Raw genomic sequence first — 21,942 nt, 5'->3', positions numbered from 1 at the left:
TCCCTTTCTGATACTTCTGTCAACTTTAGCGAACCTGCTTGCTTGAGCTCAAAAGCGTTCCACATGTGAGAAGAAGACCGCAACCAGCAGTGAAGAGGTAGCCCCACGTCCAGTTCGCCTCCACGAGCTGGCCAGTGATCGCGTTCGCCGTCGCAACTCCAAGGATATTAATTGCTCCGAGGAGCGTTACTGCTAGTGCATCGCCGCCTTTGGGTGAAAGCTCACCTGCGAGTGTAAAAATTGCCACCGAGGCTGGTCCGATCGCCATTCCGGTAAGGAAGATCAGGATCGCAAGCGGGATGAAACTCGTGGCGAAAGTGCATCCCACTGATCCTACCGCAAGTCCAATTCCTCCCCAGATGATGCGTGAGCGTAGTGAAAATGTATCGGGAAGAGCAACAGCGCCAATCGACGTGATAGCCGAGCCAAAGCCAAGGGCGGCGTAAATCAGGCCGGCGAGAGATTCGTTCCCCATCGCATTCGCCGCCGCCGTCGTCGAGGTCTGTGTCGAGCCGAAGAACATGCCCAACGCTGCCATGCCGACGAGACAGACCGCCACAGCTTTCGCAACCGTCGATAAGGCGGGAGAGGCACCAGTTTCGCTATCAACTTGTGGACCGACGGCGTTTTTTGACAGTGCGAAACCTACGCCGCACGTCAGTGCCAAAGAAGCGGAAATCAACAGTGGCAAATATGGAGAAATCATCGACGACAGAATGCCGACGAGTGCTGGGCCAAGCACAAATCCCATCTCGTCAATCATCGATTCCCACGAAAGTGCCGCAGCTAACTGCGGAGGTCGCTGTGCAAGGTGATACCACCGTACGCGTGCAAGAGCGCCGACAGGTGCTGTTGTGATGCCGATAAAAGCTGCGAGGACGACGAGGACGCTCAGTGGAGCACCCGCAGTGGCTGCGTACACGTGAATGATGCAGAACAGCGCATTCAGAAGTGAGACAATGAGTAGTGGCCGTCGCTGTCCCAGCTTGTCTGATAGCCGTCCTGTCACGGGTTGGCCAATTCCATTGGCGATTGCCAAGGCAGCGGAAGTAATCGACGCGCTGGCCACGGACCCCGTCGTGACGGTAACGAGAGTGAGGTTTCCGATCACGACCATTGAGGTAGGAAATCGTCCCAAGAAAGATACGATGAGACGCCCACCTCCTGCCAGGCGGGGGAGGTCACGGTATTGCGCAAATTTAGATCCTGTAGCCAAAATGCTCCTTTCAACCTGCTCATTGTATGCAAGCTGTGGATAACTTTACGGCCTTTTCGACGAAACATGATGAGATCGACATATGAAGTCAAAAATCGTGGTAGCGAGTGTCTTGGCCATCTCCATGATCGCTGGTGGTGTGTTGGCAATATATGTCAGTCCGGGACAGACACTGATCCAGGTGGCTCAACGGGTGGTGAGCCGACGCGATGAGGCATTACGCACCCGCGACGTTGATGCGCTTTTTGCGCTGAGCGTTCCGCGTTCGCCTGCCCGAGCAGCGGACGAACGTCTTGTGCAGGTCATTGATGAGCGCGGGATAGATCCGTCTCATGTCGCTACCGTGGTCACCAGCGTGGAGAAGGTACAACGTCATGGTCAAACGTATTGGAAGGTCAACTCAGTTCAAACAGGGGTCGGAGATTCTGAGGCAGACGGTGACAGTGCAGTACGAACATGCGCACTGTGGCAATTCGATGAGGGGAGTGAAAGGATGTTTCGCACAGTGACATGTCACATGGATGAGCCAGATGAATTTGTCGATGGCGGGTCGTGATAGGTCTGCTTGTGAAAAAATACACGTGTGCCGGCAAGGTTTTCCTTGCCGGCACACTCAATTAATGATGATCACAGACCAAGTTCACCTGCGAAATCAGCCTCTTCGAGGCGGAGCTTGACATCACGCAGGAAGCGAGAAGCGTCAGCGCCGTCAACGAGACGGTGATCGTAGGAGATGGCCAGGTAGCACTTGGAGCGAACCTGGATCACATCGTTACCATCTTGATCCTTGATAACAGCTGGCGTCTTGAAGATCGCGCCGGTGCCAAGGATGGCGACGTTGGGCTGGTTAATAATCGGGGTATCAAACAGTGCGCCAATCGAACCGGTGTTCGTGATGGTGAAGGTTGAACCAGCCATTTCTTCTGCGCCGATCTTGCCATCGCGAGTACGCGACGCAAGATCGGCGATCTGCTTCGCAATACCTGCGATATTCAGATCGCCAGCGTTCTTGATCACCGGCACAAACAGGCCCTTGGGGGTGTCCACAGCAAGGCCGACGTGTTCGACGTCGTGGTAGACGACTTCGTTGCCCTCGATCGATGCGTTGAGCTTCGGGTGTGCCTTGAGTGCCTCAGCTGCGGCCTGAACGAAGAATGGCAGATAGGTGAGCTTGACGCCCTCGCGAGCGTTGAAGCCGTCCTTTGCCTTAGCCCGTAGTGCCACGATCTTGGTCACATCAACTTCCATCACGGTGGTCAGCTGAGCCGACACTTGGAGCGACTCGACCATACGCTTCGAGATCGTCTTGCGCAGGCCAGACATCTTCTGACGCGTACCACGCAAAGAGGTTGCCTCAGCGGCCTTCTTTGCAAGATCGGCCTTAACCGAACCAGCGTTGGCGGGAGCGGGCGTTGCCGGTGCCGAAGCCACTGGTGCTGCGCTAGCCTGTGCCGCCTTCGCAGCTTCAGCTGCAGCTTCGACATCCTGACGGCGAACACGCCCGCCGACGCCGGTGCCTGCGACGGTTGAGAGGTCAACGCCCAGATCCTTTGCAAGCTTGCGAACAATCGGAGTGACGTAGGCGTCCTCGCTGCCTGCTGGTGCAGTAACTGGGGTAGCAGCGGGAGCTGCCGGAGCTGGAGCTGCTGGAGCCGGCGTTGCTGGCGCTGCCGGAGCTGCAGGCTCAGCTGGCACTGGTGCCACATCAGGCTCGTTCGACGATGCAGGAACCTCGCCACCAATAATAGCCAGGACAGCGCCTACCTCAACGGTGGCATCCTCAGTCACGAGGATTTGTGTGAGCTTACCTGATGCCGGAGCAGGAACTTCAGTATCGACCTTATCCGTGGAGACCTCGAGCAAAGGCTCGCCTTCCTCAACGTCGTCGCCGACTTCCTTGAGCCACGAATTGACGGTGCCGTCAGTGACGGACTCGCCTAGGGCTGGCATCTTGACTTCGACGCCGGTGCCGCCAGCGGCCTGCTGGACCTGCTCGGTTGGCGAAGGATCACCTGCCGGAGTAGGAGCTTCAGTTTGTGCTGGTTCGTGAGTTGATGCTGCGGACGATGCGCCGGAGCCATCGCCAATGTAGCCCAGGATGGTGCCAACTTCGACAGTCTCGTCTTCTGCGACTTCGATCGACTCGAGCACGCCCGAGATAGGGGACGGGACTTCGGTATCGACTTTGTCAGTAGAGACCTCGAGCAAAGGCTCGCCCTCTTCGACAGTTTCGCCGACCTGCTTGAGCCAAGCGTTCACGGTGCCGTCAGTGACGGATTCGCCGAGTGCTGGCATTTTAATGGGTTCAGACATGTGTTACTCCTCAGTGGTTGTGAAGCGGCTTGCCAGCCAGCGCAAGCATCGCTTCGCCGACAGCCTCGTTCTGGCTTGGATGAGCGTGAATTAGACCGTCGAGATCCTCCGGGAAGGCTTCCCAAGCTACCAGGAGTTCACCTTCGCCGATCTGCTCGGACATACGTGCGCCAATTGCATGGAAGCCGACGATGGGGCCATCCTTTTGGCGAACGAGCTTAACGAAACCGGCAGCACCCAGCATCTGGGACTTGCCATTACCGGTGAGGTTGAATTCAGCAGTCTCAACTTCGCCGTACTTTTCCTTCGCTGCCTTTTCCGTCAGACCCACCGAAGCGATCTCCGGGTTGCAGAAGGTGACGCGTGGAATGTTGTTCTCGTCGAGGGTCTTCGGGTTCAGGCCAGCGATTTCCTCGGCAACAAAAATTCCTTGGAGGAATCCACGGTGAGCGAGCTGCACACCGGGGACGATGTCGCCGACAGCGTAGATATTGCCGACGCCTGTATGGAGACGCTCGTTGGTGATCACGAAGCCACGATCAAGGGTGATGCCTTGCTCTTCGTAACCCATGTTGGCGGTGTTGGGGCCGCGGCCAATAGCAATCAGAAGGTATTCAGCGTCGAACTGCTGACCATTCTGAGTGAAGACATGAACGCCATTCGCGTCCTCTTCCACGTGGTCAAACATGGTCTTGGTCTTGAAAGCAATCTTGCGCTTGCGGAACTGGCGCTCAAGGTTCTTCGAAATGGCTTCATCTTCGTTCGGGACCAGATGATCCAAGCCTTCAATAATGGTGACCTCGGTGCCGTAGGATGCCCAAACAGAGGCGAACTCAACGCCAATCACGCCGCCACCAAGGACGACTACCGACTTCGGAACAACGTCAAGGTTGAGTGCCTGCTCAGACGTAATGACTCGCTGAGTAATGGTCTGTCCAATGGTCTTAGAGAATGAACCAGAGGCGAGAACAATGTTTTTACCTTTGATCTGTTGGCCATTGACTTCAACCGTGTCAGGACCAACCAGGCGGCCCCAGCCTTCGATCGTGTCAACGTTGCGTGATGCCACCAGGCCAGTGAGGCCTTTGTACATCTTCTCAATCACGCCGTTCTTGTAGGCGTTGACGGTTGGCATATCGACGTGGTCGAAGCTGCCCATGACGCCGATGTGCGCACTATCGCGCATTTCATCAGCAACTTCTGCGACGTGCAGAAGTGCTTTGGTGGGGATACAACCACGGTGGAGGCAGGTGCCACCAACCTTGTCTCCCTCAATCAGCGCGACCTTAAGACCGAGCTGTCCGGCACGCAGTGCGGTGGCGTAGCCACCGGAGCCTGCACCGAGAATAACGATGTCGTATTCCTGAGTAGTCACAAACCTCTCCCTCGAAGTCAAGAAGTGGATGCCGGACCTCTTCCAGCACTTTAGTCCTATTCTTTCATGCCTTGGCGTTCGATGCGCGTTCTTATGGACCGTATTTCGTTGCGTAATTAACGTTTTTGTGTCAGAAGCCAGGTCCAATTCGTGTGAACCTGGCTTCTGAGAGGAAAGTGCTGTGGCTTACTGAGCAACCTTTTCTTCAAGGAATGCGACCAGAGTACGCACCATGACGCCGGTGGCGTTCTTTGGCGTGTAGCCCCAGGCAGCATCCTGGTTAAACGACGGCCCAGCGATATCGATGTGGGCCCACGGGGTTTCGCCTGTGAACTCCTTGAGATACAGGCCAGCGACGAGCATTCCACCTTCACGCGAACCGGAGTTGCGCATATCGGCGATCGGGGAGTCGAGGCTCTTACGCAGTTCCTTCGGCAGCGGCATGGGCCACGTGAGCTCGCCAACAAGGTCTGCCGCGGCGACGACGTCGTCGCGAACCGAGTCCGTTCCCATGACGCCCGAGTAACGCTTGCCAAGAGCGATAATTTGCGCGCCCGTCAGCGTGGCGATGTCGATGACTTCGTCGGGCTTTTCCTCCGTTGCCATGATCAGGCCGTCGGCCATGACCACGCGGCCTTCAGCGTCGGTGTTGTTGATTTCAACGGTCGTGCCGTTGCGATAGGTGATGACATCGTCAGGGCGGGTGGACGTGGCAGAGACCATATTTTCGGCCAAGCACATCCAGGCGACGATTCGACGCTGGATACCCAAGCGAGCTGCCGCGATGATCGTTTGAAGAATCGTTGCAGAGCCGGTCATATCGGTCTTCATCGTCACCATCGACGTCGATGGCTTCAAAGAGTATCCGCCCGAATCATACGTGATGCCCTTGCCCACAAGAGCGGTGAAGCCTGTGGCGCCTTCGGGATTCCATTCGATGCGCACCAAGCGGGGTCCGTGCTCTGCACCCTTGCCAACGGCAATGAGGCCATTCAGGCGCTCGTCAATCAGCTCTTGTCCTTCGTAGATCTTGACCGAGAGCCCGACTTTCTCTGCTTCATCTTTGGCGATGCGGGAGTAGTTTTCCGGATTGAGATCATTGGGAGCGGTGTTGACGAGATCGCGTACGCGAGCAATGGAATCACGCAGAATGGTTGCGTGCTCGATCATGACATCAGCGTCTTGAGAATACGAAGAATGTACCGTCATCGCGGTCACTGCAGGCTTCTTCGGCGCTGTGTATTTTGTGAAGTCGTAGGCGGCAAAGAGCGCGCCTTCGATCATGGCTTCAAGTTCTGCAGCGCTGTCATGAGCAATGGCAATATGCACTTCACCCAAGCCGGCGGCTGCGCGGACACCTGAGCCAGTTGCTTGGCGGAGGTCTTCGTGGTCTGGATTTTCTCCGAGGCCGACGCCGATCACGGCGGCTCCGTTGTGAACCACGGTGGTCGTCGAACCACAGCTAGTGGACGCATCAACGAGAGCGAAAGCCTCGCTGAGAGCGTCATTCGTTGCCGCGTCTGTCAGGTTGGATACCACGCGGACAGTTTCTCCCGTCAGTCCGACGATTGTGGGACCAGTTGGGACGGACAAAAATTCTGAAACAGTCAAAGTACTCACGTCACCATCCTATGTCAGCGGTGCGTGATGGTATAAATGGTGCAATGAGCAAGGGCACAAGAACAAGAACTTTGATGGACAACCGCACACGTTCGTGGGGTTGGCCGATTGCACTCATGGGAGTGCTTGCTTTGGGCTCGATAATCTTTACGTGGCGTGCGATTTTGGCTGGGTCACACCAATTTGTCCACGGCGACGTATTTGGGGCAACGACGACGTTTGTCGCGGCTCTTGCCTGGGTATTCGGTACAGCCGGATTAATTCACAATGGGCGAAAAATGCGGCGTGTTGCCTGGGCATGTTGGATTCTCAACGCCGTAGGAACTGTGTGGGGCATTGCTATGCCGCATCTATTCTGCGCAGTTAGCCCATGGCAGATGGCCGGAAGGACGTATTACTTCCTCCCGGCCATCGGTACTGTGTGTACTCTTCTGTGGCTTGTGTGGTCAGACCCTGCTCGGGTTGCCGCTCGGGGCCACTAATTCTTCTTCCACTCTTTGTAAGCGGCGAGTGCAGCCGCCCAATCCTCCTTCGAAGCTCCCTTGGGATATTCGCCGCGCGTTACTTGAGCTGCCGGCATACGCCAACGACGAAGGTAGAACGTGCGCCCGAGCATCTGCGAGAAGTAACCGCGTGCGACGCGGTCAAAACCGAAGCGATGTCCTGCCAAAATCTTGGCCTTGCGTGCGAGAAACGCGCCTTGGATTCCCATGATAATGAGGATGACATAGATGCCCAGGGTAAAGAACACGCCAAAGCGCGGGAACTGTGCCTGGAAGAAAATCGTGGGCAAGAGGAGGAAGGCTAATGGGATAAAGAACGCTCCCCAAGGCCCAGATGCATCAATGTAATCGCGTCCAAACCGGCGCCATTGTCCCTGAAAGCGGGCTGGCATATGGCGCTCATCTCCGGTTCGCATTGCTTCTTGCTCGCGGTGGTAGGCCTCGTCAGCACGCGCACGATCTTCGGCACGTCGTGCCTTGCGCTCCTCCTTCGATAGAGAAGTGCGGTCTTGGACGAGGGGACGCTGACGACGGCGAACCTGATCCTTACGCCGGGGTGTCGGAGCCCCTTTCGACGGCGTATGGCCTTTCGGTAGGGACAGATCGGCAACCTGTGTTTCGTCGGTCGCTTCGTTTTGCTTCTTTGCGAACACTCGTGATCCTTTACAAGTCAAAATTTTTAAACCCCAACCATTTTACGCAACACTTGTGCGAGCGCGATAGGCTTAAGGGTATGAATGAAATTGCAAAACGCATTGATGACAAGATGGATGGCTACATTTCAGCTCTCACTGAATTTGTTGCCATTCCCTCGGTTTCTCAGGACTCATTTGACCAATCGCATATGCGTGACAGCGCCGAATGGGTTGCGCAGAAATTTAAGGCGCTTGGCCTCACGACAGAAGTGATCGAGCTGGAGGCAAACGGAAAGAAAGGTCGTCCAGCGATTCTCGCCTCGCGTGAGGCTGAGCCGGGACGGCCAACAATTCTCTTGTACGGCCACCATGATGTCCAACCCACAGGTGAACGAGATTTGTGGGATCAGGATGACCCGTTTGTTGCTGTGCGTCGAGGAGATCGTCTGTTTGGCCGTGGCGCGGCTGATGATAAAGCCGGCGTTCTGGTGCATATTGCGGCGATTGAGAACGCTGACCCAGGGGTCGGTATCCGGGTCTTTATCGAGGGGGAAGAAGAGATTGGTTCGCCGACGTTCGAAGATTTCCTGCATACGTATAAGGATCGTCTCGAAGCTGACGTGATCGTCGTCGCCGATTCAGGCAACTGGAAGGTCGGTGTGCCGTCGCTGACAACGTCGCTTCGTGGTGTGGCACAAGTGGAGGTGAATCTCGAAGTCCTTGACCATTCCCTGCACTCAGGAATGTACGGTGGGCCAATTTTGGACGCAGTGACCTTGATGGCACGTCTCATCTCCACGCTCCATGACGACGAAGGCAACGTTGCTGTTGACAATTTGGTGCAGGAAGATCTAGCAACTGTTGACTATCCGGAAGAGGATCTGCGTCAAGATTCAGGTATTTTGGATGGCGTGCAGTTCGTCGGTTCAGGTTCACTTGCCGGTCGATTGTGGACGAAGCCTGCGATCTCAGTGATCGGAATGGATGTCACACCCACAGCGATTGCATCGAATACGATTGCGGCCAAGACAAAGGCACAGATCTCTCTTCGCGTTCCGCCTGCTCAGGATCCGGCTGAGGCTGCCCAGGCGCTGGTGGATCACCTGGTGTCACACGCACCGTTTGGTGCGCACGTCACGGTCGATATCCTTGAAGCTGGTCCTGGTTTTATTGCCGGTGATAACACCCCGGTCCAGGAACTCGCTCGTGAGGCTCTCGCGCAGGCCTTCGGACACGAAAGTGTCGATATCGGATTGGGCGGTTCCATTCCTTTCATTTCGACGCTCAAGGCAGAATTCCCGCAGGCAGATATTTTGGTCACTGGTGTTGAAGACCCTGATACCCGTGCGCACTCAGCAAATGAATCTCTCCATCTAGGGGACTGGCGCAATGCAATCGTTGCTGAGGCCCTGCTTCTGAGTAGGCTCGGCAAGTGAGAATTTTGCTTGTTGCGAGCGCGCTTGGCGGATTAGGGCCAGTGGCCGTTGCCGGGCGCGCTCAGCGTGCATGGTATACCGTTCGTCCGAACGACGACGTTTTGATCGCACCAATTGCTGAGGGTGACGTCGTTGCGCACGTCGGCACTGGCCTCGATGAGGTCATGGAGTACATCAACCCTGAACTGACTTCAGTTCAGCTTGGGGACGAGCCGCGCCGAATATGGTGGAGCGGCCGCAACGAGTGGACATGTGACCTCGCGAATTCGGTGACCTGGGCGGGTCAGTCGGATCCGCGTGGAAGTACTGAATTCCTCGGCGCAGACATTGACCATGTGATCATGTCCGGTGCACACCAGATTCACGTTCACGTCCCGACGATGATGCGCCACAGCGATGTCGGGCTGGGTATGTTGACATACCTTGCCGGGCAACCGGTATCGACCGATCCTCACGAGCTTTCACTCGCTTTACTTGCTGCCCGACAACGTTTGGCAGGGGTGCGGCTGATCTTGACGTATCCCTCCGCTGTGACGTTAACAGGACTTTCTGGCGTCGCGCGGCATTGGGAACGGTCGATCGGTCAGGAAACGGCACTCGATGCTGAACGTGATATTGGAACCATCGCTCACAACCTTCAGATGGCTGCTGAGCAAATATCGCGCAGATCGCTTCTCTCCCACACCTCACCCGTCTCATCACCATATTCAGGAGTAGGCGGTGGGCTGGGGTTCATGTTTGATCTCCTCGGAGCACAAATACGTGAACTGGGAGCTTTCCTCGCTCATCGGGGGCAAGGTTTAGGGGGAGAACCCTTTGACCTCGTTGTCTACGTTGGCGACACTATTGGAGTAGACCTACCCTCTGGCCTGCGGGCATGTGCTGATATTGGACGCCAAGAGGCAGCTCCTGTGATCGCAATTCTCGATCGCGCAGGATTGCGCAAAGGCGAGTTACCTCGGCTCGGTCTCAATGGAGCTTACGAGTTGCGCCAGGACGCCTACGCAGAAGAGGAAACGCCGATAGATGCGTTGGCAATGATCCCGATACTTCTCGATGAACAAGTGAGTCGTGTGGCACGAACGTGGGGTTGGGACTAGAAACTCGGCGTCCATCAGAATAGGGTAGTGGAGCATAAGACCTAGATAATAGGAGGACAAGCATGACTGAAACGACAGAAGCGACGCACAACGTTGCTCTCACCGAGGGGGCAGCGCTGAAGGTGAAATCGCTCCTCGCTCAAGAAGGACGCGATGATCTTCGCCTGCGCGTAGCTGTGCAGCCAGGCGGTTGCTCGGGTCTGATGTACCAGTTGTACTTCGATGAGCGCACGCTTGAGGGCGACGCGATTCGCGATTTCGACGGCGTCGAAGTTGTTGTGGATAAGATGTCGGTTCCGTACCTTGATGGTGCAACCATCGATTTTGCTGACACGATTGAGCGTCAGGGTTTCACAATCGATAATCCGAACGCCCAGGGCTCGTGTGCCTGTGGTGAATCTTTCCACTGAGTTGAATTATTGGTCCAACCCCGCCTCAGTTGCGGGGTTGGACCGTGTCAAAGGAGAAAAAATTGCGTAAAATCGCCGCTTTGGCTTTTGCGGGTGCCCTTGCTGCAACTCTGGCGGGTTGTGGTACCTCACAGCCTTCGACGAATCCGTCCGCTTCTGCGTCGAGTAGCTCTGCTCAGGCGCAGTCCGTTAAACCTGATACCAACCCCGATGCATCGACGATGCCGACGGTTACCGGGAATGGAAAGGGGACAAAACTCGCCTTTCCTCGGTCAGCAGCGCCAAAAGGTTTGAAAGTTCTTGTCAAAGAAGAAGGCAAGGGGCGCGTCCTGGAACCCACTGATACGGTTGTGGCTCACTACGTCGGTCAAGTCTGGGGCAACGAAGCTCCATTCGACTCGTCTTTCGGACGTGGCGAACCCAGTACATTCTCTTTGCAAGGAGTCATTCCTGGTTGGACACAAGGCCTTGCAGGACAAAAAGTCGGATCCAAGCTTATCCTGTCGATTCCTAGCGAGCTTGGTTACGCTGATGGCAACGACCAAGCCGGTATTAAGAAGGGCGACACCATCGCTTTCTACGTGGAAATCGTTGATGGCTTTGGCAAGAACTCATCAGGTGACCCCAAGGCGAAAGTCGAAAAGACGCAGGCAGATCTTCCCGTGACCTATAAGGGCGAGCTGGGGCAGCCAGTGACTGACTTGAAGGTAAAGCCAAATCAGAAGGCGCCTGAGAAGTCGTCAGCGATCGTCATTGCTCGTGGCAATGGTCCCAAGATTGAAGAAGGTAAGACCATCTACTATCAGACCTCGACAGTCGAGTGGGGATCGAATGCGAAATCCCAGTCCACTTATGAGCTCTCTGGGCCACAAAGCACACCATTCGTGGCAGGAAATGGCCTAGATCCGCTTAAGGGCGTTGAAGAAGGATCGCGCGTTTTCTTCACGAGCGTCGATCCCAATAACAAGAACGCTCCCGTCCAGGCATTCATTTTGGACATTGTTGCCGTTCACTGAAATTTGTGGGGAAAGCTCGTACCTGAGCTTTCCCCACAACGCTTTTGTGCACCCCACATCCGCAACAGAAAGCGGGTAGAATGGCGGAGTCTACACACTTGGAGGTTATGTCGATGACATCTATTCGAATCCTTGTCTACTCTGACAACTTACATACACGTGAGGATGTCATCCGTTCGGTGGGCCGCAAGATTGACGATCGCTCGATTGACTGGACCGAAGCAGCCACCCATGAAGGTGCGATCCTCAAAGTTGAGGAGGGCAGATTCGATCTGCTGATTCTCGATGCCGAAGCAGGAAAGCTCGGCGGAATCGGAGTGGGCAAGACCGTTCGCGATGAGATCGACGAGAACATGCCCTACATTATTCTGGTTGCACGTCCCCAAGATCGTTGGCTGGCGCGTGTGGCGAAGCCAGAAGTCATTCTGGAATATCCATCGAATCCGCGCGATCTTTACAGTGCCGTGAAAGGCATCGTGGATGCCCGTGTGACTGCCTGAAAGTGCGTGATCAGCATTTTCAGGCAGTCAATATCTGAAACATCTTGGTGCCTGGGCAAAGTGATTGCCCAGGCACCATCAGTACGTCGTGCAAGAGGCACCGGGGAATCGACGCTCATGAGGCGGGTTCCGTCAGAGAACTGAAGCGAGAACAGGAGCATGGCGCAAAAGCGAGATCACTTAGACTCGCGCTCCGTCGTCGTCGAAATCACGCTTTGTGGGCAAGCTGAGCCAGATAGCGACGACGAGGGCACTGAAGCCAATAGCGCCGCCAATTCCGGCAAGGGAAGAGGAAAGCACGCCAAAGAGTCCCAGGAACGCCACAATAAAGCCAGCACAGGCCAAAATGAACATGATGACCACTGACACAGGAAATGTCTGGTGTGGCTGTTCAAGAATCTCGCGGTCGAAGGCTGTTAATTCTTCTTCGTCCGGTGGGCTCCAGTCACGCGGGCCGCGCTCTGCCGCTGCTCGAGCGTCAGAGGAGGGCTCATGTGGGACTGAACTCCCACCGAGCGCCAGCTCAGCTTGTGCCTTGCGCCACTCGGCGTCAGCATTCCATTCCTCATTCATGGGTTTCACACTAACACCCGATAGAATAAAGGCGCATTACTGTTCTCAAGTATGGAAGGAAACCGATGACTGTTCGTCGCGTTGCCCTGCTCACTGCCGGAGGCTTTGCCCCCTGCCTATCCACCGCTATTGGTGACCTGGTCGAGATCTACACTCGCGAGGCCCCGGAAGTTGAAATCATTGCTTACCAGTACGGCTACTACGGCCTGCTCAAGGGTATGCACGTCGTTTTCGGAGACGAGGTGCGCAAGAACGCTGAAGTTTTGACCCGTTTCGGTGGTTCGCCGATTGGAAACTCTCGCGTCAAGCTCACGAATGTTCAGGATTGTGTCGATCGTGGCCTGGTACGCGAAGGTGAAGATCCTCTTGAGGTCGCTGCCGAGCAGCTCAAGAAGGACGGCGTGGATGTCCTTCACACAATCGGTGGCGACGATACCAACACGGCCGCGGCTGACCTGGCGGCTTACCTGAAGGAACACGACTACGATTTGACCGTCGTCGGCCTGCCAAAGACCATCGACAATGATATCGTCCCGATTAAGCAGTCGCTCGGTGCATGGACTGCCGCTGACGAAGCATCTAAGTTTGCACAGAACATCATCGGCGAACACCGCTCGAACCCACGTATGCTCATCATCCACGAGATCATGGGCCGTAACTGCGGTTACCTTGCTGCCCAGGCTACCGCAAACTACCATGCGTGGGTGAAAGAACAACAGTGGCTTCCTGAGGCTGGCCTCTCGGCTGAACGCTGGGATGTCCATGCTTTGTACTTGCCGGAAATTCACTTCGATCTGGATGTCGAAGCCTCGCGTTTGCGTAAGATCATGGACGAACAAGGCAATGTCAACATCTTCCTCTCTGAGGGTGCTGGTGTGGCTGAGATCATCGAAGAGATGGTTGAAGATGGCGAAGAGCCAGAGCGTGATGCCTTTGGACACGTCAAGCTGGACACCATCAACCCAGGACAATGGTTCGCCAAGAAGTTCTCGAAGATCATTGGCGCAGAAAAAGTCATGGTTCAGAAGTCGGGTTACTTCTCGCGTTCAGCTGCATCGAACGAAGCTGACCTCACACTTATTCGTGACGTTGCTGAACTCGCAGTGAAGGCTGCATTCGCTGGTACGCCGGGTGTTGTGGGCCAAGATGAAGAGAACAATGACGAGCTGTCCGTTGTTGCTTTCCCACGTATCGCAGGCCACAAGCCATTCAACACTGATCAGGAGTGGTTCGCCACATTGATGCAGGAGATTGGCCAGGAGTGGTCGGCTAAGTAAGCTCACGTGAAAAGGCGGCCGGGGGTGTCCTCGGCCGCCTTTTCAATCTCAACAGTCCCATTGCGTGCGCAAGTGACTAGGATATTCGTGTGAATCAACCTCGTTCGTCTTGGAAGGTGAAAGAAGCGCTCTACCAGCCGGTGTATCACGATCCCGACCGGCTTGAAGCAGTGCTTGCACATATTCGTACCCTCCCGCCCCTTGTTTTTGCTCCAGAAGCTGACACGTTGATGGAGAAGCTTGCCGCAGCTGGCGAAGGTAAAGCATTTATCCTCCAAGGAGGAGATTGTGCAGAATCTTTCGCAACCTCGGGAGAGGAAGCAATTCGTGGCAAAGTCCGTACGATTCTCCAGATGGCACTTGTCTTGACGTACTCGGCCTCGGTGCCAGTGGTAAAAATCGGGAGAATCGCTGGCCAATACGCCAAGCCACGTACCCATATGACTCAAGTACTTGACGGCGTGGCCCTACCGTCATATTTCGGTGATGCGGTTAATGGGCACGAGTTCACACCAGAATCTCGCACCCCGGATCCCGACCGCTTGCTGACGATGTATTCGCGATCGGCTGCATCGCTGAATCTGATCCGTGCGCTCGTCGGTGGTGGCTACGCAGATCTCAATCTCATTCATGAATGGAACTCCGGTTTTGCTCGTAATCAAGCCTATGAGCGCTATGACTCGATGGCACAGGAGATTGATCGGGCGCTTCGTTTCATCGCAGCAACTGGTGAACATGGGAAGCAGCTGCATACGGTGGATTTCTATTCCTCGCATGAAGCATTGCTTTTGGGATATGAGGACGCTCTGACACGCGTCGATACACGATCAGGGCTCACATATGACACATCTGCGCATTTTTTGTGGATTGGGGAGAGAACCCGTGATCCGCAGGGAGCACATGTCGAGATGCTTTCTCAGGTCGCAAACCCTATCGGGGTCAAAATCGGTCCAAGCGCGACAAGCGATGATCTTCGTCGCCTGATTGATCGCCTCAATCCGCAGGGTATTCCCGGACGCCTGACTTTTATTACTCGAATGGGCGCGAGCAATGTGCGTCAACTTTTGCCGCAGCTCGTGAACGCGGTGAAAAAAGATGGTCGGCCAATCACCTGGGTCTGCGATCCCATGCACGGCAACACATTTATGGCATCGGGCTACAAAACTCGTCGCATGTCAGATGTGATGGACGAAATTCAAGGATTCTTCGATGTACACCGGGCTACCGGTACCGTACCTGCGGGGGTGCATATCGAACTGACTGGCGACGATGTCACTGAGGTCCTGGGCGGCGCGAACGAGGTAGTAGAATCACAACTTGGTCAACACTACGAGACTCTCGTTGATCCGCGTTTGAACCATGAGCAAGCTTTGGAACTGGCATTCATGGTTTCTCAGATCCTTACACAACGTTGATTGTGACCGTTGATCCCTTCTTTGCCTTTTGTCCAGCAGCCGGGCTCTGAGCACGCACGGTGCCGAATACTTCGCCCCAGAGCGCGTCTGCTTCGACTTTCACTGTGAAACCAGCTTCTTCTAGCTTCTTGATCGCTGTCTCTTTCTGTCGGCCAAAAACTGAGGGTACTTCAATGAGTTCTGGGCCTTTCGATACCACGAGTTTGATTGAGTCATTCTTATATCCGGTTCCCGAATGAGGGTTTTGAGAGATCACCGTTCCCTGATCAACGGAATCGGAAAACTCCTCAGTGACATCCACTGTGAAACCGGAGCCAGTGAGCTCTTTCTTAGCTGTGTCAGCAGACTTGCCTGTATAGTCTGTGATTTCGATCGGTGCGCGCCCCTTGGAGACCACGACGGTGACGTCGGAGTCATGATTGACGCTGCGCCCGCCTGCTGGTTTTTGGCTGATGACGTGGCCTTTGGGCACAGTTTCGGAATACTCGTCACTGGTGGTGGGCGAAAGTCTTCCTTCTGTGAGAATGTTTTGTGCTTCGTCGCTCGATTTCCCGACGACGTCGGGAACGGTGACTTGCTCGATCCCTTTCGAAATAACAATGCTGATGACGCGCGAGGGGTGGATTTTCGCCCCGCCTGATGGGTCAGTATCCACTACCGTCCCCTCAGGCACGGTGTCGGAGAAATCTTCGCGGTCCTTGTATGTAAATCCGGCTTTGGATAAGGTCGAATGCGCTGATTCGATACTTTGTCCCGCTACCTGAGGAACTTCGATACGCAATCCCGGGCCTTTGGCAAAATACCACCATGCAATTCCCGACGCACATAGAACGAGCGCGAGAACTGCAAGAACAACTGGCCACCGACGTCGGCGGGGAGCCGACGGTGACGACGTTTCTAATTCATCGGTTGTGGTAGGCGCAACTGTCGGCTCATCGATACGTTGGGTGTGCTGATACGTGCCCGACAGCTGAGGCAACGACTCAGTTTTCTGGGGCTGCGAGCTAGACTCAGTTTCAATCACTGTTGTCGCAGTAGGTGCGCAGTCATGTGCGTAGGGGAACACAGGAATCCTGCGGAAGCGGAGCTCTTGAGGAATGGATGCAACGATGTCGTCGAGAGCGTCAAGAGCTGCATACGCACTAGCTGGACGTTTCGCCGGGTCTTTCGCTGTGAAAAGCGCAATGAGAGAATCAACCCCGGCAGGGATCCAAGTAGCAAGCGCACTTAACCGTGGCATGGGCGTGTTGACGTGCGCGTATGCGACTTGGATTGCAGTTTCGCCTTCGTAAGGCAAAGTCCCTGCAATGAGCTCGTAGAGCATGATTCCCGTGGAATAAATATCAGATGCTGGTGTGGCCAGGCCGTGGGATACGAGTTCCGGCGGCACATAGGCAATTGTGCCAAGGAGCGTGCCAGTATGGGTTCCTTTCGGATCCGAAGCGGCACGCGCGAGTCCAAAATCTGCTACTTTCGCATGGATGCGGGGAGCATTGACCACTGCAGATGTGTCAATGGTGGCGTCGAGAAGAATATTTTCCGGTTTCACATCTCGGTGGACGACATTTTTTGCATGTGCAACGCTCAAGGCTGCCAATACTTGGCGGGTAATTTCCAGCGCTGTGCCCAAGGGGAGTGAGCCATGTGAGTTCAGCTCCATACGTAAATTTGGGCCAGAGATGAGCTCCATTACGAGATAAGCGCGGTCAGCATCGGCAACACGTGCAATGCCCTGATCGAACACAGAGACAATCTGTGGCGAGGATAGTGATGCAGCAGAACGAGATTCGCGGATGAATCGTTCCACGAATGCCGGATCTTCAGCCAGATGTGGATGAATGATCTTTAGAGCGACCTCACGGTCCAGGCGCGAATCGCGCGCACGGTACACAGTTGCCATCCCGCCTCGGGCGATCCGGGCGGTGATGAAGTAGCGGCCATCAATTGCGCAGCCAATGAGAGGATCTGATGCATTCACACGCCTAGCCTACCGAAAAACACCACGACAGCGCTGTGTCGTGTGGGTAAAGAGAAAACAATGTGCGGCTGGCGAGGGCCAGCCGCACATTGAGAACAGAGATGGCTTGAGATTAGAAGCGGTTCATCGTTGCGCGAATCTTGGACACGTAGACTTTCGTATCGGGGCGCATTCCGTACTTTCGCACGCCGCCAAGGCCTTGGTAGTACCCGGCAATGCCCTGATCAAGCGATGACGCATTGGCTTGGAGGTAACGAATAATCGCCACTCCCGCAGTGATGTTGTCCTGGACTTTGAGGAGGTCAAGCTTGCGTCCGACGAGGCTCTCTGCCCACTTTCCGGAGGACGGAATCACCTGCATGACGCCGATAGCGTTTGCAGGAGAAACTGCTGTGGCGTCAAAGCCGGACTCATTGTAGGCATGAGCAAGTGCGAGACGCGGGTTCACGCCCATTGCTCGGGCTGTCGCGGCAACCATCTGGCGCACTTGTGTACGCGATGGATGCGAACGGCTCACCAGGATGTTTTTGTTGATATTGGCGGCTTCCACAGTGGCGTTGGCGTAGGTGTAACCTGGGAAATTATTTGTTACAAGTCGTTTCATTCCCGACGTGGTTGTGGGACGTGATGCAGTGGTCTTGGACGGCTTCGGTGCCGTTCGTGCCGACGTATGGGAGGCAACCGATGCGGAGAGCATAATTCGCTGTCCAGCATAGATGCGCGACGGGTTGGTGATTTTGTTTAACGACGCGAGCGCGCCCACGGTGGTACCGTGGCTGCGGGCGATCGCTGACAGAGTATCGCCGGGGCGAACAGTGTAGTGTGCCGACGCACGAGCAGTTGCCTTTGTCAGTGTCTTCTTCGCAGTGTCAGAGGTGGACTTCTTGGTTGCGGGTGCTTTCTTCGCGGTTGGGGTGGTCTTTGTCAGTGCTGGCGTGGTTGCCTTCTTGACCACTGGTGCAACCTTTGTTCCTCCTTTCACACGCATTGAGGGGATACGAAGGCGCTGACCGGGGTGGATCACGTCCTTGATTGACAGGCCGTTAGCAGAGGCCAGATCGTACATTGAGATACCTGTGCGCCGAGCAATTGCCCAGAAAGAATCTCCCTTTTTCACCTGATAGGTCATCTCGGGAGCTTTCGCTAGGGCGATCGGTGCGGTTGTGAGTGCGGATGTTCCTGATACCGCGTGGGCAGCAGTGGGAAAAAGTACCGCTGCGGTGGTTGCGAGCGCGAGTGCCGAAGCGACTGTGCGTGCCATCTTGCCTCCTAGCGGAGCCGTATGTGACTCCTCGCATGTTACAAATGTGAAACATTTGAACAAGATTGAATAACGTTCAAGATGTGACTGTAGTGCAAAATGTAGCGTGTCGCTACCGACATATCAGAAAATCCGCGCTATATTTCGCCTGTGAATATCGAATTTTTGCCCACGCAGTGGTTCTCTATCCCCGAAATTGCTGAGTTAATTGGCGTTAAACAGCGTGAGGTTCGCTCAATGCTTGAGGACGGGACACTGATCGCCGTTCGTCGCGGCGAAAATCGTGCGTGGATGATTTATGGCGCAGAACTTCGCTATCAAGATGGTGCCTACGAGCCTATCCCGGCGTTAAAGGGCACTGTGACAGTTCTTGACGATTGTGGCTTGACCAATGAAGAGAAGATGTCCTGGTTACTCGAACCCGCTGATGAGCTTGGCGCATCTCCGATTGAGGCGCTGGGTGAGGGCAATACGCACGCAGTGCGCAGACTCGCCCTCATGCAGGCCTGAAACTATTAGGTTTCCCGGCCCATTAATTGGCCGATCAAGGAATGAAGTAAGGGGGCATTGATATCGTCAGCAGCCTCAAGTGCGAGGTCCTCGCGAGACTGGATCATCGCTTCGTGTTGATCGCGTGCCCCGCACTGAATGATCAGTTCCTGGATAAGACGAGCCTGCGAATCGCTTAGGCGCGTTCCGAGAAGTGATTCTGCTTGCTCTCGCTCGTTCCCCGTGAGGAGGGAACGAGCGAGAGCAAGCAGAACGGTGCGTTTGCCTTCGGTCCAGTCGCTTCCGACGGGTTTACCCGTCGTCTCGGGGTCTCCAAAAATGCCGAGGTCGTCGTCACGCAGTTGGAAGGCTTCGCCCAACGGGCGGCCAACTCGCGACAACGTTTCCAGGAGTTCGCCGTCGGCATCGCGCAGAGTTGCGCCCAAGAGCAGTGGAGATTCGACGGAGTAGCGTGCTGACTTGTGCAAAAGAACTGCCATGGCGCGGGAGATCTCCGTAGCGGTGTCATCAGAGAGCGGCATGTGCTCACTGCGGATGTCGAGATATTGGCCGAAGGCAGTTTCAGCAGTCATTGAAGCAAAGAGTGAGATTGTTGCGGCTAATGCCTGTGGCGAGACAGCCTCTGCGAGAGCGATCTCTTCCATGGCGAGACTCAGGAGGTAATCGCCAAGCAAAATTGCTCCCGCCGCGCCGAAATCAGATGGTGAGCCTTGTAATGACTCTCTTGCGTGAATTTGTGCGAATCCAATATGCGGCGTCAGGCTCGATCGTCGTGTTTGTGCGTTGTCAATCAAATCATCGTGGACGAGGGCCGACAGCTGGTAGAGCTCGACGGCGGTGGCGGCGTGCAGCGGGAAATTTGCGATATCGCCCCCTGCGGCTTGCCACCCTGCAATCACAAAAGCGGCACGTGTGCGTTTCCCACCTTTTGCGAGGGTGAGGAGAGGTTCAACGAATTCTGCTAGCAGGGGATGGTCGAACCGATCAGGGTGAAGAAGATGGTTGATGCGCGCAGTGATGTCGGACGTATAGCTCATAGGAACAGCGTAGCTGAGGACGTAGTTTTCCACATTCTGCCGGAGCGCTCGCTGCGTCCACAGTGTGGTGTAGACACGGAGTGGCGCACCTTGCCGCTGATGTGAAATTACCCCATGAACATGACAACACCACAACAAATTATTTCTCTTATTCCCCAACTTCTTGAGTATCGGCCGCGGCGTGCTGTTGTCGCAGTTATCGCTGATACGAAGAATTCTGAGTCAACGCAGTCCACGATTGGGCCTGTCCTGGTGTGGAATCTTGAGAGCAGTTGCCTTGATCCAAAATTTTCAGCGACACTCACCGCCTTTGCTCACGATGTGGCGGCAGGGGAGTTAGTAATTGTCTGGTACGACGACCCAGCGGTTGAAACCTGCCACGAACAAATCAGTGCCATGATTATTGATGCTTGTGGTCATGTGCCCGAGCATCTCGATATCACTACCGGGCAGCAGATACGCATGAGTGCGTATTACACCGATTATTCGATTTATCGAGCGTTGCCAGCGCAAAGGGAAAGCGAGTTGTATGAACTGGGGCTTGCTAAACTTCGCCAATGCTCTGCCCCATTTCCACAGATTCCTGCTGTAGAGGCGCAGGATGTGTTATACCGCGGATTCGAGCATATTCCTGAGTGGTCAATTGCATCTGTTGAGCGCTATCGCAATGAATACCGAAATGACGTGGTTGATCGATTTTTTGGCTATGTGGCACGAGGGGAGTTGAGCCATTTTGTCCATTGGGAAGAAGCTCTGTCGCGGCTTGATCAATGTGATCCTCAATCAACACTGCATTTAACGAAAGTTCTTCCTCGAAATACCCCACAAGTATTGGCGAGACTTCTGACTCATCTGACTAGATCTGACCAGCGTGATGCCTTGCTGCTGTGGGCGCTGGATTCTTCATATACAAGTTTGGGGGAAGTGAATGTCGATGATATGCGCGCCAAGCTTAATCAACTTAGCGCACGATGTCCCTCAATGCGGCGGATCCGCTTATTGAGTTTTCTTCTGACTGAGCTGGCACGATTGAGTGCTGACGATGATGCGCGGCCTTATGCAATGCTTGCGTACTTGTCTTGGTGGAGTGGAGATGGATATCGCGGCGGTGTCTATGAGCGGCTTGCTTACGATTCGGATCCGACCTATCCCATGGCGCGCTTGTTACATCATGCATACAAGGTAGTTCTTCCACCACCCTGGGTACTTCAATACCAACGAAATGACGAAGATTGCCCAGCGGACAGAGGTGAACATTGCGAACGTGAGGGAGATCAAGCGGCGTGAAAATTTTCATTTAGTGGGATAAATAGGTATCTTCGCATAGAGAGACGGACTTTCGAAAAGTGAGGAACCGAAATGCCGATCATTGTGCCAGTGGAGGCGCACAGCGAAAACAGTGCGGCGATTGCAAAGAGCGTTGTGCTCTCGCGCGCGATGAACGAACCAATCACGGTGGTCATGAGACGACCATTAGGGGAATACTCTCAGGCTGAGATTGATCAAGAAATTGATCAACTCTCTGGGATTCTTGATCCAGAAGAGGTACCGTACAAGTTTGAAGCGCGTCTTGAGGAAGTAGATGTCGTTGACATCCTTCTTGGGATGAGTAAACGCGATAAGGATGTGATCGTGGTTGCGATTGCAACGAAGCCTCAACATGGTCGCCTGCACTTAGGGAAGCAAATACAGCAGCTTTTACTGGAAGCCCCATGTGACGTGATGATCGTGCGTCAGTGACGCGCTCCACCTCGACACCTATTTTTA

General features: G+C 54.8%; 21 protein-coding genes. 12 read left to right on the top strand and 9 right to left on the bottom strand.

The features are described 5' to 3' along the window. Positions 1-25 precede the first annotated feature (25 nt). Complete coding sequence (locus P7079_RS04830) at positions 26-1,216, bottom strand: MFS transporter (RefSeq protein ID WP_278012162.1); 1,191 nt, start codon at positions 1,214-1,216, stop codon at positions 26-28. A gap of 82 nt (positions 1,217-1,298) precedes the next feature. Here P7079_RS04830 and P7079_RS04825 point away from each other — a divergent pair, with 82 nt between their 5' ends. Then, positions 1,299-1,772, top strand: coding sequence for a hypothetical protein (locus P7079_RS04825; RefSeq protein ID WP_278012161.1), 474 nt, complete (start codon positions 1,299-1,301; stop codon positions 1,770-1,772). 71 nt (positions 1,773-1,843) lie between these two features. Here the strand turns inward: P7079_RS04825 and sucB are convergent, their stop codons facing one another. The 3 genes from sucB to P7079_RS04810 form a co-directional block, all read right to left on the bottom strand. Beyond that, positions 1,844-3,529, bottom strand: coding sequence for a 2-oxoglutarate dehydrogenase, E2 component, dihydrolipoamide succinyltransferase (sucB, locus tag P7079_RS04820; protein ID WP_278012160.1), 1,686 nt, complete (start codon positions 3,527-3,529; stop codon positions 1,844-1,846). Between the two features lie 10 nt (positions 3,530-3,539). After that, positions 3,540-4,904, bottom strand: a complete 1,365-nt coding sequence (gene lpdA, locus P7079_RS04815; protein ID WP_278012159.1) for a dihydrolipoyl dehydrogenase — start codon at positions 4,902-4,904, stop codon at positions 3,540-3,542. Between the two features lie 186 nt (positions 4,905-5,090). Next, positions 5,091-6,524, bottom strand: coding sequence for a leucyl aminopeptidase (locus P7079_RS04810; RefSeq protein WP_278012158.1), 1,434 nt, complete (start codon positions 6,522-6,524; stop codon positions 5,091-5,093). 44 nt (positions 6,525-6,568) lie between these two features. Between P7079_RS04810 and P7079_RS04805 the strand changes: the two genes are divergently transcribed. After that, positions 6,569-7,006, top strand: a complete 438-nt coding sequence (locus P7079_RS04805) for a hypothetical protein (protein WP_278012157.1) — start codon at positions 6,569-6,571, stop codon at positions 7,004-7,006. On the opposite strand, the gene P7079_RS04800 is transcribed toward P7079_RS04805, so the two are convergent. Continuing rightward, a complete protein-coding gene (locus P7079_RS04800) occupies positions 7,003-7,680 on the bottom strand; it encodes a DUF3043 domain-containing protein (RefSeq protein WP_278012156.1) in 678 nt (225 codons plus the stop codon). The two genes, P7079_RS04805 and P7079_RS04800, sit on opposite strands and share 4 nt — an antisense overlap. An 80-nt stretch (positions 7,681-7,760) precedes the next feature. On the opposite strand from P7079_RS04800, the gene P7079_RS04795 reads away from it, so the two are divergent. From P7079_RS04795 to P7079_RS04775, 5 genes are all read left to right on the top strand, one after another. Continuing rightward, positions 7,761-9,098 (top strand): dipeptidase, encoded by a 1,338-nt coding sequence (locus P7079_RS04795; RefSeq protein ID WP_278012155.1) that lies wholly within the window; start codon positions 7,761-7,763, stop codon positions 9,096-9,098. Next, positions 9,095-10,198, top strand: coding sequence for a hypothetical protein (locus P7079_RS04790; protein ID WP_278012154.1), 1,104 nt, complete (start codon positions 9,095-9,097; stop codon positions 10,196-10,198). Before P7079_RS04795 ends, P7079_RS04790 begins: the two co-directional genes overlap by 4 nt. A gap of 62 nt (positions 10,199-10,260) precedes the next feature. Then, on the top strand, positions 10,261-10,608 hold the full coding sequence (gene erpA / locus P7079_RS04785; protein ID WP_278012153.1) for an iron-sulfur cluster insertion protein ErpA: 348 nt from the start codon (positions 10,261-10,263) through the stop codon (positions 10,606-10,608). Between the two features lie 62 nt (positions 10,609-10,670). After that, positions 10,671-11,624 (top strand): FKBP-type peptidyl-prolyl cis-trans isomerase, encoded by a 954-nt coding sequence (locus P7079_RS04780; protein WP_278012152.1) that lies wholly within the window; start codon positions 10,671-10,673, stop codon positions 11,622-11,624. Positions 11,625-11,737: 113 nt separating this feature from the next. Continuing rightward, complete coding sequence (locus tag P7079_RS04775) at positions 11,738-12,124, top strand: response regulator (RefSeq protein WP_278012151.1); 387 nt, start codon at positions 11,738-11,740, stop codon at positions 12,122-12,124. A gap of 180 nt (positions 12,125-12,304) precedes the next feature. Here P7079_RS04775 and P7079_RS04770 read toward each other — a convergent pair whose 3' ends face one another. Then, positions 12,305-12,697, bottom strand: a complete 393-nt coding sequence (locus P7079_RS04770) for a threonine/serine exporter family protein (RefSeq protein ID WP_278012150.1) — start codon at positions 12,695-12,697, stop codon at positions 12,305-12,307. A gap of 65 nt (positions 12,698-12,762) precedes the next feature. Between P7079_RS04770 and P7079_RS04765 the strand changes: the two genes are divergently transcribed. Together P7079_RS04765 and P7079_RS04760 are read left to right on the top strand one after the other, a co-directional pair. Then, positions 12,763-13,974 (top strand): pyrophosphate--fructose-6-phosphate 1-phosphotransferase, encoded by a 1,212-nt coding sequence (locus P7079_RS04765; protein ID WP_278012149.1) that lies wholly within the window; start codon positions 12,763-12,765, stop codon positions 13,972-13,974. Between the two features lie 83 nt (positions 13,975-14,057). Beyond that, positions 14,058-15,389, top strand: coding sequence for a class II 3-deoxy-7-phosphoheptulonate synthase (locus P7079_RS04760; RefSeq protein ID WP_376986626.1), 1,332 nt, complete (start codon positions 14,058-14,060; stop codon positions 15,387-15,389). Here P7079_RS04760 and pknB read toward each other — a convergent pair. After that, positions 15,376-17,367 carry a Stk1 family PASTA domain-containing Ser/Thr kinase gene (gene pknB / locus P7079_RS04755; RefSeq protein ID WP_278012147.1) on the bottom strand — a complete coding sequence of 664 codons (1,992 nt, stop codon included), beginning with the start codon at positions 17,365-17,367 and terminating at the stop codon, positions 15,376-15,378. The genes P7079_RS04760 and pknB overlap by 14 nt on opposite strands. Before the next feature lie 112 nt (positions 17,368-17,479). Then, positions 17,480-18,628: a LysM peptidoglycan-binding domain-containing protein gene (locus P7079_RS04750; RefSeq protein WP_278012146.1), complete on the bottom strand. Its 1,149-nt coding sequence runs from the start codon at positions 18,626-18,628 to the stop codon at positions 17,480-17,482. 150 nt (positions 18,629-18,778) lie between these two features. On the opposite strand from P7079_RS04750, the gene P7079_RS04745 reads away from it, so the two are divergent. Then, on the top strand, positions 18,779-19,138 hold the full coding sequence (locus P7079_RS04745) for an Rv2175c family DNA-binding protein (RefSeq protein WP_278012145.1): 360 nt from the start codon (positions 18,779-18,781) through the stop codon (positions 19,136-19,138). A 5-nt stretch (positions 19,139-19,143) separates the two neighbouring features. On the opposite strand, the gene P7079_RS04740 is transcribed toward P7079_RS04745, so the two are convergent. Beyond that, positions 19,144-20,175 carry a polyprenyl synthetase family protein gene (locus P7079_RS04740; RefSeq protein ID WP_278012144.1) on the bottom strand — a complete coding sequence of 344 codons (1,032 nt, stop codon included), beginning with the start codon at positions 20,173-20,175 and terminating at the stop codon, positions 19,144-19,146. 114 nt (positions 20,176-20,289) lie between these two features. On the opposite strand from P7079_RS04740, the gene P7079_RS04735 reads away from it, so the two are divergent. Further along, positions 20,290-21,462 (top strand): DUF4192 family protein, encoded by a 1,173-nt coding sequence (locus tag P7079_RS04735; RefSeq protein WP_278012143.1) that lies wholly within the window; start codon positions 20,290-20,292, stop codon positions 21,460-21,462. 72 nt (positions 21,463-21,534) lie between these two features. Next, entirely contained in the window at positions 21,535-21,915 is a 381-nt protein-coding gene (locus tag P7079_RS04730; RefSeq protein WP_278012142.1) for a universal stress protein, read from the top strand. Positions 21,916-21,942 lie beyond the last annotated feature (27 nt).

The organism is Arcanobacterium canis (assembly GCF_029625435.1).
In the GTDB taxonomy this organism is placed as follows: domain Bacteria; phylum Actinomycetota; class Actinomycetes; order Actinomycetales; family Actinomycetaceae; genus Arcanobacterium; species Arcanobacterium canis.
The sequence above is the reverse complement of the archived record's forward strand: the minus strand, read 5'-3'. Positions and strand labels throughout refer to the sequence as shown.

What these genes read in the sequence shown, in the direction of transcription:
- P7079_RS04825 (WP_278012161.1), top strand. Translation starts at nt 1,299, where the DNA reads ATGAAGTCAAAAATCGTGGTAGCGAGTGTCTTGGCCATCTCCATGATC.
- sucB (WP_278012160.1), bottom strand. Translation starts at nt 3,529, where the DNA reads ATGTCTGAACCCATTAAAATGCCAGCACTCGGCGAATCCGTCACTGAC.
- P7079_RS04805 (WP_278012157.1), top strand. Translation starts at nt 6,569, where the DNA reads ATGAGCAAGGGCACAAGAACAAGAACTTTGATGGACAACCGCACACGT.
- P7079_RS04795 (WP_278012155.1), top strand. Translation starts at nt 7,761, where the DNA reads ATGAATGAAATTGCAAAACGCATTGATGACAAGATGGATGGCTACATT.
- erpA (WP_278012153.1), top strand. Translation starts at nt 10,261, where the DNA reads ATGACTGAAACGACAGAAGCGACGCACAACGTTGCTCTCACCGAGGGG.
- P7079_RS04775 (WP_278012151.1), top strand. Translation starts at nt 11,738, where the DNA reads ATGACATCTATTCGAATCCTTGTCTACTCTGACAACTTACATACACGT.
- P7079_RS04770 (WP_278012150.1), bottom strand. Translation starts at nt 12,697, where the DNA reads ATGAATGAGGAATGGAATGCTGACGCCGAGTGGCGCAAGGCACAAGCT.
- P7079_RS04765 (WP_278012149.1), top strand. Translation starts at nt 12,763, where the DNA reads ATGACTGTTCGTCGCGTTGCCCTGCTCACTGCCGGAGGCTTTGCCCCC.
- P7079_RS04750 (WP_278012146.1), bottom strand. Translation starts at nt 18,628, where the DNA reads ATGGCACGCACAGTCGCTTCGGCACTCGCGCTCGCAACCACCGCAGCG.
- P7079_RS04740 (WP_278012144.1), bottom strand. Translation starts at nt 20,175, where the DNA reads ATGAGCTATACGTCCGACATCACTGCGCGCATCAACCATCTTCTTCAC.
- P7079_RS04735 (WP_278012143.1), top strand. Translation starts at nt 20,290, where the DNA reads ATGAACATGACAACACCACAACAAATTATTTCTCTTATTCCCCAACTT.
- P7079_RS04730 (WP_278012142.1), top strand. Translation starts at nt 21,535, where the DNA reads ATGCCGATCATTGTGCCAGTGGAGGCGCACAGCGAAAACAGTGCGGCG.